Origin of the sequence: Solicola gregarius (assembly GCF_025790165.1) — a bacterium.
In the GTDB taxonomy this organism is placed as follows: domain Bacteria; phylum Actinomycetota; class Actinomycetes; order Propionibacteriales; family Nocardioidaceae; genus Solicola; species Solicola gregarius.
In genome coordinates this window covers 2,612,085-2,625,925 of record NZ_CP094970.1, presented here as the reverse complement: position 1 = coordinate 2,625,925, position 13,841 = coordinate 2,612,085, and the positions used below count along the sequence as shown (strand labels likewise).

Sequence of the window (13,841 nt, the reverse complement as noted above, 5' to 3'; positions counted from 1 at the left end):
TGATGGACTCCACCGAGGTCGCCGCCGAACTCGACAAGCCCTTGGCCGGGCAGCTGTTGCGAGGGTCGCCGCTGATGCGCTTGGCCTACGTAGGTCTTGACGGCACTCCGCGAGTCATTCCGATCGCCTATCTCTGGAAGGACCGTCGCATCGTCGTGTGTACGGTGCCCACAAGCGGGAAGGTCAAGGCACTGCGTCAGAACCCTGCAGTCGCAGTGACCATCGACTACGACGGCCAACCGACGAGAGCACTCCTTCTCCGCGGTGTGGCCAGCATCGAGGTTCTCGACGGCGTTCCGCGGGAGTACCTGGCGGCCAGCCTCAAGACTCAGAGCGCGCGCGGCGCGGAAGACTTCGAGTCCGCGGTGCGTGCCTTGTACGACTCGATGGCGCGCATCACGATCACACCGACCTGGGCTCGCCTCAACGACTTCGAGACGACCATGCCCAAGGACACCGAGCGGATCGCACGCCAGACGGGCTTTATCGACTGACCACGCCTCCCCCCGCGAAGTGGCCAGCCCTGTCCTCCCGACCTGCGCAAACTCCCGCAGACGCCCTCAACCATTGGCATCTGAGGACTCGGCACCTCGCGTCATCTTGCGCCGATTTCCGGGGTCGATCCGGGACCGAGTAGATCCCAACGGTTGCCTGCGATGTCGAGGAAGACCGCGACACGGCCGTACGGCTCGGTGCGAGGGTCCTTCACGAATTGGACCCCGGATGTCTTCATCCGTTCGTACGTGACCTCGAAGTCATCGACCCGCAGGAAGAAGCCAACACGGTTCGCGGTCTGCTGCCCGACGACGGCGGCCTGGTTCTCGCCGTCCGCACGCGCCAGAAGTAGCCCCGTCGGCGCTCCCGGGGGTCGGACCACAACCCATCGTTTGGGGCGTCCATCGTTGGTCAACGATGGCTCGTCTTCAGCGAGGTCGAAGCCCAACGTGTCGACGAAGAACTCGATGGCAGAATCGTAGTCGTTGACGACGAGCGTAGTGAGATCAATGTGCACGCTGAGAGCGTAACGGCCCAGAACTCGCCTGCGGCCACATCTGACCCGTCCGCGCAAAGGTGCCGCTCGTAGGTCGGAGCGGAGCGGGTCAAGAGTCGAACAGTTGATCTGCAGCATCGGTCTGCCACCTGAGGTGCGATCACGATGCGAGGTCTAGCGCCTGAGAGCGGAGGCTCTCACCCTGTGCAGCATCAGTCGCACCCCGCCGACGTGGCCGCCCGACATGAGCAGCGCAGTACGGTAGGCGCGGCCGGACAGGCCGTGAAAGTCCGCATACGAGCGGGCGCGAAGCAGCGTCGACTCGCCGCGGTCCGGTGGGATGGTGAGTTCGAAGCGGAGCAGGTAGGTCGCGAACCGATGCTGCCCGGATAGATCCAGCCGATGGTGGGGCTCTTCGGCTATCACGGCGAAGCCGTTCGGCGGGCTCGCGCCAAGGATCCACGCGATGGGCCGACCCCGGCGGAGGAGCGTGGTGATGTAGTCCAGCATCGCCTGCCAGACCCGTTCCTGGGACGCAGGAATCAGGAGCTGGTGATCATCGAGGTGCGTGGGCTCCGACGTCATACCCCCGAGTATTGCGCGAAGCGATTCCGATGTGTCGCAAGTCGGCCGGCTCCGCATTCAGTAGTGACAACGCCGTCACATCCGAGGCACGCTGGGCCACGCCCGCCCAGGTCAGTGGCGGTGTCTGCCTCACATGTTGATCTAATAAACAGCAAGGTCGCCCTGACCTGCGCAAACTCTCGAAAGTGGTGTCTGACCTGCGAAGACGTCCGTTACAGGGCGAACGTCGGCTTACAGTCTGTTGACGTCGGTTACTACAAATTCGCTACAAGACGAACCGGCCTTGTCGAACACATGACCGACTTGCTCGTCCCATTCGTCGACCGTGCGGCCAGCCTCCCCATGGGAGTTGCTTGTGCGCGAGCGGCTGCCTGTCGCCGCCGCCGAAAGGGTCTCGGTTAACGAGGTCGATACCTGGGCCGAGGCCCGGCGAGGTCGTGGCGCATCGGACGGGCGGGTGGATGTGCGCGGATGCGTCTTGCGGCCGCCGCCGATGCACGCCTGGTCCTAGGCGCGAGCCGGTTCGCAAATCCACCACGCCTCTGCGCTGCGGCAGATACGCTTCACGCTGTGGGGGACGATGCGCCGTCGATCGACGACATCAACAACTTCTGGATCGACCTGCACAACAGCACCCAGGAACGTCACGACCGCGTGAACGCGGTCGACGGGTGGGCGGTTCCTCCGCTCACGGCACTAGGTCGAGACGACGAGCTCACCTACCCGTACCAGCTGTCTCACGCCGTGCACTCGTGCCTCGTGATGGGCGTCGACCATGTCCACGCGCTGTGCACTCTCGTGGTCGATCAGGGCATCATGCATGTCGCAGCGCCCGCGACGTTAGCGCGTGGCGCTATAGAGGTGGCGTCGGCAGGGTTGTGGATGCTGTCGCCGCGCGACCGCGTCACGCGCGTCCGGCGGCTGCTGGCATGGCATGCACAGAACCTCCGCGACGGAATTGGGGCCGCGACGACGCTTGGCGCGGAGGTGCCTGACGCGCCGGAGGTGCGATCGGACCTGCTCTTAGAGATTGCCGACCGTGCCGGCGTGCCGCCTGACTGGTCGACGTGGGCCCCGAGCAGCAAGGTAGCGAAGGTGGCTGGCGAGTACCTGACTGCGAAGGGGTCTCGAATCAACAATCTCGCCGCGTGGCAACTCGCCTCCGGTTTTGCCCACGGTCGCCCGTGGGTGGTCCACACCGTCGCCGACCGCGATGAGACCGACTCAACGACGCCTGGGGTGACCAACGCGACCGTCACGGCGAACTTCCAGGTCATGGCGCTGCTCGCGCGTGCCGCACAGGTCGCGCTCGACAGTCTCATGGAGTTGTTCGAGGCTCGGGCTACTCCTCCGCACACGGTGCAATCGACCTGGCCAACAGGAGCATCGGTACCCGACGCATTCAGCAGGTAACGTGCGCACCGCCGCGATCCTTCACGCCGTCGCCTCCGACGCCATCGACAACCCCGACCGCTCATCGTCATCGAGGCCACCCGGTCGGTTGCCGCCGAACACGACGGCCTGGCCCGCACCGGGTGCGCGAGCGGATCCCTCGTTCGGTGTTCGCGAAGGTCCTCGCGCAGCGGATGTTCAGTTTCGCCGACGAGGGAACCGCGGATGAGGAAGCCTAGGACCATGCATGATCCGACGGCGAGGTCTCTATGAGTTGGGACGACGTGCTCGCCTCGGCAGGTATCGCGACCGCGCTAGCGACATCGTTCTCGTTACTGACCGCGCTGTGGTGGCGCCGAGCGGATCGTAAGGAAGCTGACTGGATCCCGTTCAGTGGTCGCACCGAGTGGTACGCCGACTCGCGAAAGGCTCGCCAAGGATCACCGCCAACCGTGGCTTGTCGACTGGCGAATGCGGGTGACGCGACCGCCTTTCGCGTGCGGGTGCACGGTATTGGCTGCTACGCCACAATGTTGGTAGACGGCTCGATCGCGAAGCTGTCGCCGGCCGTACACCCGGGAGTCGAGCTCGGTCTGACGGCCTACGCCGATCCCAGCGACTGGGGCGAGGCGTTCGTGATAGCCACGTGGGTTGCGTCGCCGACCAGGAGGAAAGTCAGGTCTCGGCGCGCACAGGTTCTGAACCTCCGCGACATTTCGCCTCCACCGCGATTCCAAGCAACGGATGATGTGTACGACGAACCGATTGACGACAAGGAACGTCAACCGGACCCGCCACCCCAGATCGACTGGTACATCCCGAAGCAGCTCGCAACGACCACACCCCTGCCCACGAGGTGGCCGAGGTGGTTCTGGCGACACCGGATCATCCGCGATACCCGGCGAACCGCGGCCCGGTAGCGCACCCTGTGTGGCCGAGGCCGGCTGCGACGCGCGTCGCAGCACAGACGTGGACGACACGGCGCATCTGTGGCTCCCGACTACGGGCAACAGCGCGACCTCGAGCACGAGCTGAACCCGGAAGGGTCTTGGTCATTGGCCTCGGCGTTCAACCGCGCTTGTCCCTGCCGGTGATGTTGCGGCGTACCTCGACCGGCACCGACGCGGCCTCATCAAACTCCGACAGGTCACGGGTCCTGTTGTACTCATCCGCTAACCGGGCGTTGTCGCGTCGTTCGGTGATGGCCTGCTCTAGCGCCGTATCGAACTCGACATCGCTCTCACGCATGATCTCCCGCGCCCGCGGACCGAACTCGGCTACCTCTGCCTCACGGCCGAGACGCGCCAACTTCTCTTCCAACGATTCACTTTCGGGCATACGCCCACCTCGATCCTCAAGATCCATGGTCACACGTGAGCGGGGATTCGCGACGGTGAGACAACGAGCCAGCGAGGCTGGATCGCCTTGCGGTATGCGTTCATCTGCTTTGGTGAAGATCTGCGGTCCTAGACCAGACGTCGAGCAGACGCACCGTGTCGGGGCGTAGGTCGTGCTCGGTCCCGGTGTACCGCTCCAAGGTCGCGGCAAGTACCCACGGTCCGACGATCCCGCCACCGATTGCCTGTGCGAGCAGCCAGACAGGCACGCCGTTGTCTCGGTCGAACGGGTCGCCCATCAGATCCATCCACTGCCGCGCAGACTCGAGGATCTCTCCGTGAGCTAGCGCAGACTTCGACGACCAGAGATAGCGCCCGAGGGCATTGTCACCCTCGGGTAGGTCATCGACGATGTCCGTGAACGTCACCCGCTTGCCAACGGCACATGGACGCTTCCGCCAGACCTTCCACTGCCTCGATGCGGCATACGACTCGATCTCGTCGACCGTCCGGAGTACGCGGTGGGCAAGATCGTCCTCGTCGACTTCCTCGTCGAAGTCATCCTCGCTCGGCGATGTGCCACCCAGCAGTTGATCGACCTTGTCGGTAGCGACCAGCCTGGCATAGCGCTGGGTCAATGCGCGTTGCACGCGGTCATCCGTAGTGGTGCCGGCGAGTATGTAGTGCGCTCGAATCGCCGACTCGAATACGCCGCGGGCCAGCGTGATGCCGCCGAGGTACGTATCGGCCTCGGCAACCGACCGCGACAGCGCGCGGGCGTGATCGACCGCGGACGCCATCAGAAGACGTGCCTCCGCACCAACTAGCGCCGCCGCATCCGAGCCCAGCGACGGGGATGCGCGGTCTGCGGAGAGCGGTGACGCCTCGCCTGCGGTCCATTCCGATCGCGCGGACAGGTTGATCGATCTGGCGAGGTGATCTAGTCCCGCCGCGAGGTCGGCCCGCTGCTGCCGACGTTCCTCTACGGACTCGGCCAGGCGATCGAGTAGACCCTCAACGTCGAGAGATTCGTCGTCCATCCGGATGACGGGCGCGCTCAGCGGATACGCGCTACGCGTTGCTCGCGGGGCTTTCGGTGGTCCTGTACGTACAGCCAAGCCGACGGCGAGTATGTCTGTCGGACACCGTCTCCGGTGGTGATCACGAGTAGGCCGTGATCATTGAAGCGGTACTTCGCCTCGTCGTCGAACTCCTCGAACGCACCGGTGTTATCACTTGGGTAGAACAGCTTGAACGCCATGATCGCGATCGTCGCATACCGCAACCTCGACCCGCAGAGGTTCGATTCAACTCGGCTTACCGAGATCCCACCGAGCCCGCGCAGCCTTCCGCGCACTCATCGAGCGACGCTGCGCCTCCGCGACAGTACGGACCTCCGTTGGGTCGTCGGGCAGCCGGAGCTGCCGCAACATCGACGCCAACACGACCCGCTGCTGACGAACCTCCGGCAACATCGAGTTGATTCGCTCCTGACCCTGCGACCCGGACACCGTCAATGGAGCCGTCCGCAACGCGTCCTCGAGTTGCTCGATGGTGTCGGCGGTACGGGCCGCATGCGCGAGCAGTACGAGCTCGTCGGGTCGCAGGTCGTAGGCGTCGACGACCGACGACCACAGCGCGCGGCCGCGGGCCTGCAGCCGTGCAGGTGTGCGTGGCTTCGTCATGGTCTCGGTCCTTTCCTTCTGCAAAACGGTTCTCAGCGCCTATGCACATTCCGGCCTGCTATGGCGCCCGTGTGCCGGCGATGCCGGGGAGGGGTCCCCGCCCAGGGGTGTGAGCCCGCACGGCGGCAGGCCATGATCCGGGCGCGTCCGGCGACATGACGAACCGGACTCCCGCTACCGCCGCGCGGGGGTTCATTAGGCCGCGTCCTGTTCGGCGTCGTAGGCGTCGAGCTCGGCCGACGTCCATACGCCAGGTTGTCCGACGTGCCGATTGCGCATCCAATGCTCGGGGACGCGCCGTGGGTCGCCGGCCACCTTGTCGGCGGCGCGCCAGCGATGCTCGAGTGGCGTCGTCCGCTTCTCGGCGAGCGGGACGAGCCCGAGTCCGCGGAGTGCGTCGGCGAAGGAGTGCGCGGCGTTGAGTTTGTTCAGGACGAGTTCGAGGTTCTCCCAGTTGTGGCGCATCTCGGTGTCGACTTCCAGTTGGTGCATCGTCGGTCCCCACGGATGGTTGAGGTCGCGTACACCGCGCTCCGGAGGCCGGGGGTTGTCGATGCCGATGCGGTCGGCGATCTCATTCGCCTGGGCGATGAGGGCGTCGACCTCGGGCTTGAGCCAGCCGATCCAGGCGTCCTCGGGTACGGCTGCGAGCTTGGCGAGTCCTTGGGCGTTGATCTTGGAGATCGCTTGGCCGAGTGCGCCGGTCATTCCAAGGCCTGAGCCGTGATGGCGTTTGCGGTGTTCGTTGGCGTCGTCGATGGTGTTGGCTGCGGCGACTACCTTGGCCGCGCTGGTCTTGCTCTTGAGGTAGGAATCGACGGCGTCGTGCAGCGGCTTCTCGTCGGGTTCGGCACGCCCGGCTGCTACGAGGGCGTCGGCCTTGTCGGCGATGCCGCGGGCGGTGCCGACCGCTGCGATCGAACAACTGCCGTGCAGCTGCTCGGCGATGTCGACGGCGGAGAGCACCTGGGACAACGTGGGCCGGTTGACCTTGTACGGGTAGGGCAGTGCGTTTGAGTGCATGACGTGTTCCTTTCGCTGGTGCGGTGTTCAGCCGTTCCGGTAGATGCGGCTGGCGATGGCGTCGAGGGACTCATCCGAGGTATCGGGCAGGCTGTTGCCGTCGACGGCGCGCGCGGAGTCGCCCATCCGCTCGGCGATCCGCGCCCACGCGTTCTCGGCTTCGTCGCGGGCGTCCTTGAACGCACCCGTCTGGGCCACTCCGACGACGCGGGCTGCGGCCCGGTCGACGGCGAAGGCGAACCGGCCGATCCCGTCGTCGGTCGGGAGAACGGCGTCGTAGGCGGCCAGCTGGTTGAGCTGTGCCTTGGTGGGGCGGTTGCCGCGGGCGGCTTCCTCGAGCACGGCGCGGATCGGGTGGTTCTTGGCCAAGAAGCTGGGCCTGGTGTCGGTCATCGGTGTTTCCTTTCGTGTGTTGGTCAGGATGCGTCGGTTTCGACGATGGGGTGTCGGCAGCGGGTGCAGCAGGAGCGGCCGGCCAAGTCCTGGATCCCCCGCCAGGCTTGGGATCCGGTCCCGCAGGCGACGCACGGCCGTTCGGGTGGCTGGTTGGGCCAGGGTTCGTGTGTGGCGCGCGACGTCGCCGCCTGTCGCGCGTCGGGCGTGTGGTCGGCCGTCGGTGCCGTCACCGTCTCTGTTTCGGTGGACAGCGGCAGCGGGCGTGCGTCGAAGGTGATGAGCTTCTCGGTGCGGACGACGACACGATGCTCGGTGGTGGTGGCGTGCCGCCATGCGTGCGCGCCGCACATGTCGCCGACGTACCGGGCGTGGCACGTCGCGCACACGGCAACGGGCCCGATCGCCGATGCGGTCACAATCGGCTGGTGGAGGCCGGTCATGGTGCTGTCCTCGCGGTGTCGGTGGTCCAGCGTTCTACGCGCCATGTGCGGCGGTACGTCTCATGCCCGGTCTGTTCGTGATGGGTTGCGGCCCAGCCGGGCTGGCCGTTGACGGTCTCGAGGCAGTGCGGGCACCAGCACACGCACCGGTCGGTGTCGACGATCGGATCGGTCATGGCGTTCTTTCGGAAAGGGGAACGCTCCGTTGGGTTTCGGTGGTTGTTGGCGTGCCCGTACCCGTTCCCCTCTAAAGAGGAGGGGAACGGGGAACGGGGTGCACGCCCGTTACCGGGGAACGGAGGGGAACGCCTGGGGAACGGGGGAACGGTCACTGGTCACCGTCCTGATCTAAGTACGGCTTCAGCAGCTCGTGCGGCGTCTTGTCAGAGACGTAGCCGTCGACGATCAGCAGGTCGAGAGCCTCGCGTTTGCGATCGGTCTTACCGCGTACACCGGCGAGGATCCGCCGCTGCGACAGCGCGCCACGTTCCTCGAGAAGCGAGGCGATCGCGGACATGAGCTTCGTCGGCCGCCACGAGTCCTCACGCTCGAACGGGGGCTCCACGCTCACCTCCGCGAACGTGTCGTCGCGTGACTTGAGCGCGAGATCACCGAACCAGAACATGCCCTCCGACGACGGCAGCGCGTTACGCCGCAGCTGACCGGGTCGATCCTTGGCGATACGTACCGTCGTCCGGCCGGTCAGTCCGACGCCGAAGGGTGTGCGGTTGTCCAGTACGTATGAGGCTCCGTCGAGTCCGGAGAGCTTGTGCTGTGCGCCGATCGCCCAGCGCCCACGCCCTTCGCGGCTCTTCGTGACGTGGTCGAGGGAAACGGCTGCTGCACCGGATGCGGCGATCCGGCGGGGCAGGAGCTGCGCGAACGTTGCGGCGTCGTTGTTCTTGTCGGGGTCGAGTCCGTGCAGCGCCATCGCCTCGGTGACGCCGTCGATGATGCCGAGGGTCGGGCGGAACTTCGAGCAGCACGGCGGTCAGGTCGTCGAGGTGGATGCCGGTGCCGAGCGGCACGTTGGGCCGCAGGTAGTGGAAATTGGATGCGATGGTGGCGCGGTCGACGCCGAAGGCGAGTAGCCGGCCGATGATGCCGACCTCGGAGTCCTCGAAGTCGAGGTACGCGACGTGATACCCGGCGCGGATTTCGTCCTGGCATGCGGATAGGGCGAACCACGTCTTGCCGCCCTCGGACTCCGACACGACAGTGTGGGTACGTCCGGGGTAGAAGAGGCCGACGCCGTCGGACCGTGCGCCCACCGTCGGCTCGGGCGGTGCCGAGGTGCCGTCGAGGACGCCGGCCAAGTCGACGGGCTGCCAGGGTCGTCGACTGGCGATCTCCTCGCGGGTGTCGGCCTCCTTGCCCCAGAAATCCCAACCGTCGTCGTGGGCTGCGGGGTCGGTCATGCCGCCGCCTTCAGCGCGACGATCCAGGCCGTGCCGTACTCGACCCAGGCCCGGTCGGGCCAGGCGCGGCCGTCCGGCAGCGGTGCCGCAGTGATGCAGCCGACGCCGCGGAGACAGCCACACGGGCAACCAAGCAGACGCGGTGCACGCGGACGATCGTCTACGCTGACGTCGACGTCGCGGGTATGACGTTGTTGGGCGAGCCGTTCGGTGTCGGGGCGGCTCGCCTCCCTCTCTTGCATCGGTGTTCTCCATGCATTTCGTTGGGCACCTCATCGATCGGGACGTACTTGGGCAGGCCCTACTTCACTTTGATGAGATCGACGACGCGACCGAGCTCCGCGAGTGACTTGTCCATCTCGTCGACCCACCGTGCTCGCTCGTCGTCGGTCAGATCAGCGAAGTCGTCGGCGGCGAGCTCCTTCATCGGCAACGTCATCCCTGCCAAGGTGGTGATGACGTTCGACATCGCCTCGACCGGGCCGTTGCCCCTGTAGTTCTTCACGTTCCGTGGGGACGCCTCGCTGGTGGCCAGGCCTCGGGCGGGTTCGAGTTCGTGGTTGACGTCGCCCAACTTCGCAATCGACTCCGACACCATGGACTTGTAGCGACCCGCAAGCGTCTCCCGATTCACCGCGAACCGGTCGTCCGCGTGGAGGCGCTCGAAGCGGTCGGCGAGTCGCATAAGGTCGCGCACCGCATACCCGTAAACGCCTACGAGCGGATTCCGACGGTGAGACTTCTTGGTGGCTGCCGGAGCGGCATTGTCGTCAGCTGATTGCTGCTCGGCTCGAACAAGGCGGATGACTTTCCCAGTCGGCTTGCCGTTGGTCCGTTCATGCACGGTCCGCATCACCCGCGCAGCCGACTCGGGCTCCAGCCCAGACAGCTCGCGAGCCTGGCCGAGGTTGGTCGGGCGCGGCGCCCGCGGGTCCGTGGTCGCAATTGCGACCGTCTCGCGAGCGCGGGCGATGAAGTCGGATGCGTGGCCCTTGCTGAGCCCCCATCGCTTGCGGCAGTACTCATCGAACGTTCCGTACTCATCGCGGTACAGGCGCTGGTCGCGGACACGGGCAAGCGCCGCGCCGACCTCAACGAATGTGGTGAGGCCCCGCTCGATGGTCTCCTCCGCGCGGGTGAGATCGTCGCGCTCGTCGGGGGTGAGCGCCTTCACGCTGCTTTCGTCCGGCGCGGACTCGATAGTCACTACGCCGACATCCTGTTGGCGTGGCGCTCCTCGAGGCGGCGGTGCTCCTCGTCGTGAAGGCTGGCGAGCCAGCGCTCGACGTCCTCGCGGAGGTAGCGGACGTGCTTGCCGATCTTGATCGACTCCGGCCCCTCGCCTCGATGACGCCAGATGCGGAGGGTGCCTTCGGGGACGTCGATGAGTTCCGAGACCGAGGTCGGGCTGAGGTATTTCGACGGCATGACCGGGTTCCTTCCTATGTCCTGTAGCAGCGCATGCTGCGCGACCATGGAGTGAGACTAAGCACAACTTGACTTGCGCGTCAAACGAATGACTTGCGCGATTAGAGGACAGTCGCGTACCGTCGCGTGCATGGTGTTTGATTACGTTTCACGGTGGGCGGCAGCGAACATTCGTCAGCGCCGCAAGGAGCTAGGGCTCTCCGCCTCCGCGCTCGCAGACCGATGCGCCAGCCTCGGGGCCGAGTGGATCGACCGCTCCGTGATCTCGAAGATCGAGAGCGCGTCGGAACGTCGCCGCATCACACTCGACGAAGCGGCAGTGTTTGCCAAGGCGCTCAACACCGACCTTGGGAGTCTCGTCTGGATCGACCCACTGGCCCAACCTGATCCCGCACCAGCACCAGATGCACCTGAGCGCTGGCTGTTGAACGACGTGTGGCAGTACGACGCGATGTCCGCAGAGGCCGTGCTCGACCTCAAGCGCATGCTCGCCCGAATGACTGCGCAGGTCGACAAGTTTCTGGAGGACCACTAATGGCATCGATCAGCCCACCTACGTATGCGAAGGACGGCACTCCGCGGTACGTGGTCAACTACGAGAACGAGAACGGTGATGGCCGTCGCAAGACGTTCAAGAAGAAGATCGACGCCAAACGCTTCAAGGCGACCGTCGAGGCCGACAAGGCGCGCGGTATGTTCGTCGACCCTCACGCCGGTAAGGCGAAGTTCCAGGATGTTGCCGACGGATGGCTCGCCTCGCAGACGTTCGACATCACGTCGTATGGCATTCACGAACGGGCCCTGCGGTTGCACGTCTATCCGGTCCTGGGCGACACGGCGATCGGCGCTATACGGCCGTCGACGATCCAGGCATGGCTACGCGGGCTGACGATGGGCTCGGACACGTACAAGGCGAACACGTTCGGCACCGTGTCCGCCATCCTCAACGCCGCGGTGGACGACCGCCTCATCCCATCCAATCCGTGCAAGGCGGGAAGCGTCCGTGCCCCGAAACGCGGTCGCGCAGATGCGCACGCGTGGCCCCGTGATGCCGTCGCGTCGATGCTCGACAACATCGACGACTGGTACCGCATCGCGGTCGTTCTCGCGGTGGGCCTCGGATTGCGACAGGGCGAGGTGCTCGGCCTATCGGTCAACGACGTCGACTTTTTGGCCGTCGATCCAGAGGTCCGTGTACGGCGCCAGGTTCGCAAGTTCGACAACTCGCGCAAGGCGTTTCGTCTGCCCAAGGGTGGGCACGAGCGGACAGTGCCACTCGCAGGGTACGTGCGTGATGAACTCGCGGCGCACCTCGCGAAGTACCCGGCGCAGTCTGTCGTACTGCCGTGGAGGGACACCGACGGTAAGGACGTCGCGCATGACCTCGTGCTGACGACCCCGGCCGGCGGGCCCATCGACCGCGACGACTTCAACCGGAAGGTGTGGGCTCCGGCCCGCGAAGCAGCGGGTATCGAGGCACGACGCGAAAACGGGATGCACGCATTGAGGCATACCTACGCATCTGAGTTGCTAGACGGCGGCGAGAACATCCGAGCGCTCGCCGACTACCTCGGCCACTCCGACCCCGGGTTCACGTTGCGGACGTACACGCACCTCATGCCGTCGAGTGCTCACCGGGCACGCAAGACGATCGACGATGCGATGAAGCACTACAAATCCACTACAAGCCGTAGCGCCTAAACCGCGTTTGCGCAGGTCAGGGTGCACTTTTCTGCGCCGATCGTCACATGTTGATCATGTGCCCGGCAATACCGTGGACGGCCTCCTTGACCGCCTCGGACAGCGTCGGGTGCGCGTGTACGTTGCGGGCGATCTCGTCGGCGCCGAGGTCCCACAGCTGGGCCAAGGTCAGCTCCGGCAGCAGCTCGGTGACGTCGGGGCCGATCATGTGGGCGCCGAGGATCTCGTTGAACTCCGAGTCCGCGACCACCTTGACGAAGCCGGCGGTCTGGCCGAGGCCGTGCGCCTTGCCGTTGGCCATGAACGGGAACTTCGCCACCTTCACATCGTGGCCGCGCTCCTTGGCCTGCTCCTCGGTGTAGCCGAAGCTGGCGACCTGCGGCTGGCAGTACGTCGCCTTGGGAATCATCGTGTAGTCGAGCTCGAAGGTCTCGGCGTCCGCGATCGTCTCGGCCGCGACGATGCCCATCGCCTCGCCGGCATGGGCGAGCATCAGCTTCGCGGTCACGTCGCCGATCGCGTAGATGTGCGGCGCCGACGTACGCATCCGGCCGTCGATGTCGATCGCGCCGCGCTCGGTCACGCGTACGCCGGTGTTCTCGAGACCGTAGCCCTCGACCCGCGGCGCGAAGCCGATGGCCTGCAGCACCTTGTCGGCCTCGAGCGTCTGCTGCTGGTCGCCCTTGGTAACCGTGACCGTGACCTTGTCGCCGGTGTCGTCGATCGAGTCGACGCGGGTCGAGGTCAGCAGCTCGATGCCGAGCTTCTTGTACTGCCGCGTGAGCTCCTTGGACACCTCGGGATCCTCGAGCGGCAGGATGCGGTCGAGGAACTCGACGATCGTCACATCCACGCCGTAGTTGGCCATCACGTACGCGAACTCGATTCCGATCGCACCGGCGCCGGCGATCACGATGCTGTCGGGCAGCGAGTCCGACAGGATCTGTTCCTCGTACGTGACGACGCGCTCTGACAGCGATGTGCCGGGCAACAGCTTCGTGGTCGCACCGGTCGCGATGATGCAATTGTCGAAGGAGAGAGTCTCCTCGCCGCCGTCATTGAGCTTCACCTGCAGCGTGTTCGCGTCGACGAACGTGCCCCAGCCGTCGTACTCCCTGATGCCGTTCTTCTTCATCAGGAAGTGCACGCCCTTGACCCGCCCGTCGGAGACCGAGCGGCTGCGCTCGTACGCCTTGGAGTAGTCGAGTTTCACATCGCCGACCGTCACGCCGTAGACGTCGGTGGCCTCGTGCTGGATGAGGTGTGCGACCTCCGCGTTGCGCAGGAGCGCCTTGCTCGGGATGCAGCCGACATTGAGGCACACACCGCCCCAGTACTTCGACTCGATCACGGCAACTGACTTGCCGAGCTGGGAGGCGCGGATGGCGGCGACGTACCCGCCGACACCCCCGCCGAGGACAACGACGTCGAACCGTTCACTCATG

At 65.6% G+C, this 13,841-nt stretch carries 18 protein-coding genes; 4 read left to right on the top strand and 14 right to left on the bottom strand.

The features are described 5' to 3' along the window. The first annotated feature begins 2 nt into the window (after positions 1 to 2). A complete protein-coding gene (locus L0C25_RS12940; RefSeq protein WP_271632064.1) occupies positions 3 to 494 on the top strand; it encodes a pyridoxamine 5'-phosphate oxidase family protein in 492 nt (163 codons plus the stop codon). A gap of 101 nt (positions 495 to 595) precedes the next feature. Here L0C25_RS12940 and L0C25_RS12935 read toward each other — a convergent pair whose 3' ends face one another. Together L0C25_RS12935 and L0C25_RS12930 are read right to left on the bottom strand one after the other, a co-directional pair. Further along, complete coding sequence (locus L0C25_RS12935) at positions 596 to 1,129, bottom strand: VOC family protein (protein ID WP_271632063.1); 534 nt, start codon at positions 1,127 to 1,129, stop codon at positions 596 to 598. A 36-nt stretch (positions 1,130 to 1,165) separates the two neighbouring features. Beyond that, positions 1,166 to 1,576, bottom strand: coding sequence for a hypothetical protein (locus tag L0C25_RS12930; protein ID WP_271632062.1), 411 nt, complete (start codon positions 1,574 to 1,576; stop codon positions 1,166 to 1,168). 570 nt (positions 1,577 to 2,146) lie between these two features. Between L0C25_RS12930 and L0C25_RS12925 the strand changes: the two genes are divergently transcribed. Then, complete coding sequence (locus L0C25_RS12925) at positions 2,147 to 2,989, top strand: hypothetical protein (RefSeq protein WP_271632060.1); 843 nt, start codon at positions 2,147 to 2,149, stop codon at positions 2,987 to 2,989. A gap of 1,047 nt (positions 2,990 to 4,036) precedes the next feature. Here L0C25_RS12925 and L0C25_RS12920 read toward each other — a convergent pair. From L0C25_RS12920 to L0C25_RS12870, 11 genes are all read right to left on the bottom strand, one after another. Beyond that, positions 4,037 to 4,306 (bottom strand): hypothetical protein, encoded by a 270-nt coding sequence (locus L0C25_RS12920; protein WP_271632059.1) that lies wholly within the window; start codon positions 4,304 to 4,306, stop codon positions 4,037 to 4,039. Positions 4,307 to 4,406: 100 nt separating this feature from the next. Then, positions 4,407 to 5,345: a hypothetical protein gene (locus tag L0C25_RS12915; protein WP_271632058.1), complete on the bottom strand. Its 939-nt coding sequence runs from the start codon at positions 5,343 to 5,345 to the stop codon at positions 4,407 to 4,409. A gap of 17 nt (positions 5,346 to 5,362) precedes the next feature. Then, the gene (locus L0C25_RS12910) at positions 5,363 to 5,566 is read right to left on the bottom strand and encodes a hypothetical protein (RefSeq protein WP_271632057.1); all 204 of its coding nucleotides are present in this window, start codon (positions 5,564 to 5,566) and stop codon (positions 5,363 to 5,365) included. Positions 5,567 to 5,612: 46 nt separating this feature from the next. Continuing rightward, positions 5,613 to 5,990, bottom strand: coding sequence for a hypothetical protein (locus L0C25_RS12905; RefSeq protein ID WP_271632056.1), 378 nt, complete (start codon positions 5,988 to 5,990; stop codon positions 5,613 to 5,615). 195 nt (positions 5,991 to 6,185) lie between these two features. After that, complete coding sequence (locus tag L0C25_RS12900) at positions 6,186 to 7,013, bottom strand: hypothetical protein (RefSeq protein ID WP_271632055.1); 828 nt, start codon at positions 7,011 to 7,013, stop codon at positions 6,186 to 6,188. A 27-nt stretch (positions 7,014 to 7,040) separates the two neighbouring features. Beyond that, positions 7,041 to 7,406: a hypothetical protein gene (locus tag L0C25_RS12895; protein WP_271632054.1), complete on the bottom strand. Its 366-nt coding sequence runs from the start codon at positions 7,404 to 7,406 to the stop codon at positions 7,041 to 7,043. A 23-nt stretch (positions 7,407 to 7,429) separates the two neighbouring features. Then, complete coding sequence (locus tag L0C25_RS12890) at positions 7,430 to 7,849, bottom strand: hypothetical protein (RefSeq protein WP_271632053.1); 420 nt, start codon at positions 7,847 to 7,849, stop codon at positions 7,430 to 7,432. Positions 7,850 to 8,177: 328 nt separating this feature from the next. Next, the gene (locus L0C25_RS12885; RefSeq protein WP_271632052.1) at positions 8,178 to 8,780 is read right to left on the bottom strand and encodes a hypothetical protein; all 603 of its coding nucleotides are present in this window, start codon (positions 8,778 to 8,780) and stop codon (positions 8,178 to 8,180) included. 483 nt (positions 8,781 to 9,263) lie between these two features. Beyond that, positions 9,264 to 9,509, bottom strand: a complete 246-nt coding sequence (locus L0C25_RS12880) for a hypothetical protein (RefSeq protein WP_271632051.1) — start codon at positions 9,507 to 9,509, stop codon at positions 9,264 to 9,266. A gap of 59 nt (positions 9,510 to 9,568) precedes the next feature. After that, positions 9,569 to 10,474: a hypothetical protein gene (locus tag L0C25_RS12875; protein WP_271632049.1), complete on the bottom strand. Its 906-nt coding sequence runs from the start codon at positions 10,472 to 10,474 to the stop codon at positions 9,569 to 9,571. Next, a complete protein-coding gene (locus L0C25_RS12870; RefSeq protein WP_271632047.1) occupies positions 10,474 to 10,695 on the bottom strand; it encodes a helix-turn-helix transcriptional regulator in 222 nt (73 codons plus the stop codon). Before L0C25_RS12870 ends, L0C25_RS12875 begins: the two co-directional genes overlap by 1 nt. An 88-nt stretch (positions 10,696 to 10,783) precedes the next feature. On the opposite strand from L0C25_RS12870, the gene L0C25_RS12865 reads away from it, so the two are divergent. Beyond that, positions 10,784 to 11,230, top strand: coding sequence for a helix-turn-helix domain-containing protein (locus L0C25_RS12865; RefSeq protein ID WP_333908593.1), 447 nt, complete (start codon positions 10,784 to 10,786; stop codon positions 11,228 to 11,230). Beyond that, a complete protein-coding gene (locus tag L0C25_RS12860; RefSeq protein ID WP_271632045.1) occupies positions 11,230 to 12,396 on the top strand; it encodes a tyrosine-type recombinase/integrase in 1,167 nt (388 codons plus the stop codon). Before L0C25_RS12865 ends, L0C25_RS12860 begins: the two co-directional genes overlap by 1 nt. 43 nt (positions 12,397 to 12,439) lie before the next feature. Here the strand turns inward: L0C25_RS12860 and lpdA are convergent, their stop codons facing one another. Beyond that, a complete protein-coding gene (gene lpdA, locus L0C25_RS12855; RefSeq protein WP_271632044.1) occupies positions 12,440 to 13,840 on the bottom strand; it encodes a dihydrolipoyl dehydrogenase in 1,401 nt (466 codons plus the stop codon). Between the last annotated feature and the right edge of the window lies 1 nt (position 13,841).

What these genes read in the sequence shown, in the direction of transcription:
- L0C25_RS12940 (WP_271632064.1), top strand. Translation starts at nt 3, where the DNA reads ATGGACTCCACCGAGGTCGCCGCCGAACTCGACAAGCCCTTGGCCGGG.
- L0C25_RS12935 (WP_271632063.1), bottom strand. Translation starts at nt 1,129, where the DNA reads ATGCTGCAGATCAACTGTTCGACTCTTGACCCGCTCCGCTCCGACCTA.
- L0C25_RS12930 (WP_271632062.1), bottom strand. Translation starts at nt 1,576, where the DNA reads ATGACGTCGGAGCCCACGCACCTCGATGATCACCAGCTCCTGATTCCT.
- L0C25_RS12920 (WP_271632059.1), bottom strand. Translation starts at nt 4,306, where the DNA reads ATGCCCGAAAGTGAATCGTTGGAAGAGAAGTTGGCGCGTCTCGGCCGT.
- L0C25_RS12915 (WP_271632058.1), bottom strand. Translation starts at nt 5,345, where the DNA reads ATGGACGACGAATCTCTCGACGTTGAGGGTCTACTCGATCGCCTGGCC.
- L0C25_RS12910 (WP_271632057.1), bottom strand. Translation starts at nt 5,566, where the DNA reads ATGGCGTTCAAGCTGTTCTACCCAAGTGATAACACCGGTGCGTTCGAG.
- L0C25_RS12905 (WP_271632056.1), bottom strand. Translation starts at nt 5,990, where the DNA reads ATGACGAAGCCACGCACACCTGCACGGCTGCAGGCCCGCGGCCGCGCG.
- L0C25_RS12900 (WP_271632055.1), bottom strand. Translation starts at nt 7,013, where the DNA reads ATGCACTCAAACGCACTGCCCTACCCGTACAAGGTCAACCGGCCCACG.
- L0C25_RS12895 (WP_271632054.1), bottom strand. Translation starts at nt 7,406, where the DNA reads ATGACCGACACCAGGCCCAGCTTCTTGGCCAAGAACCACCCGATCCGC.
- L0C25_RS12890 (WP_271632053.1), bottom strand. Translation starts at nt 7,849, where the DNA reads ATGACCGGCCTCCACCAGCCGATTGTGACCGCATCGGCGATCGGGCCC.
- L0C25_RS12885 (WP_271632052.1), bottom strand. Translation starts at nt 8,780, where the DNA reads ATGGCGCTGCACGGACTCGACCCCGACAAGAACAACGACGCCGCAACG.
- L0C25_RS12880 (WP_271632051.1), bottom strand. Translation starts at nt 9,509, where the DNA reads ATGCAAGAGAGGGAGGCGAGCCGCCCCGACACCGAACGGCTCGCCCAA.
- L0C25_RS12870 (WP_271632047.1), bottom strand. Translation starts at nt 10,695, where the DNA reads ATGCCGTCGAAATACCTCAGCCCGACCTCGGTCTCGGAACTCATCGAC.
- L0C25_RS12865 (WP_333908593.1), top strand. Translation starts at nt 10,784, where the DNA reads ATGACTTGCGCGATTAGAGGACAGTCGCGTACCGTCGCGTGCATGGTG.
- L0C25_RS12860 (WP_271632045.1), top strand. Translation starts at nt 11,230, where the DNA reads ATGGCATCGATCAGCCCACCTACGTATGCGAAGGACGGCACTCCGCGG.
- lpdA (WP_271632044.1), bottom strand. Translation starts at nt 13,840, where the DNA reads ATGAGTGAACGGTTCGACGTCGTTGTCCTCGGCGGGGGTGTCGGCGGG.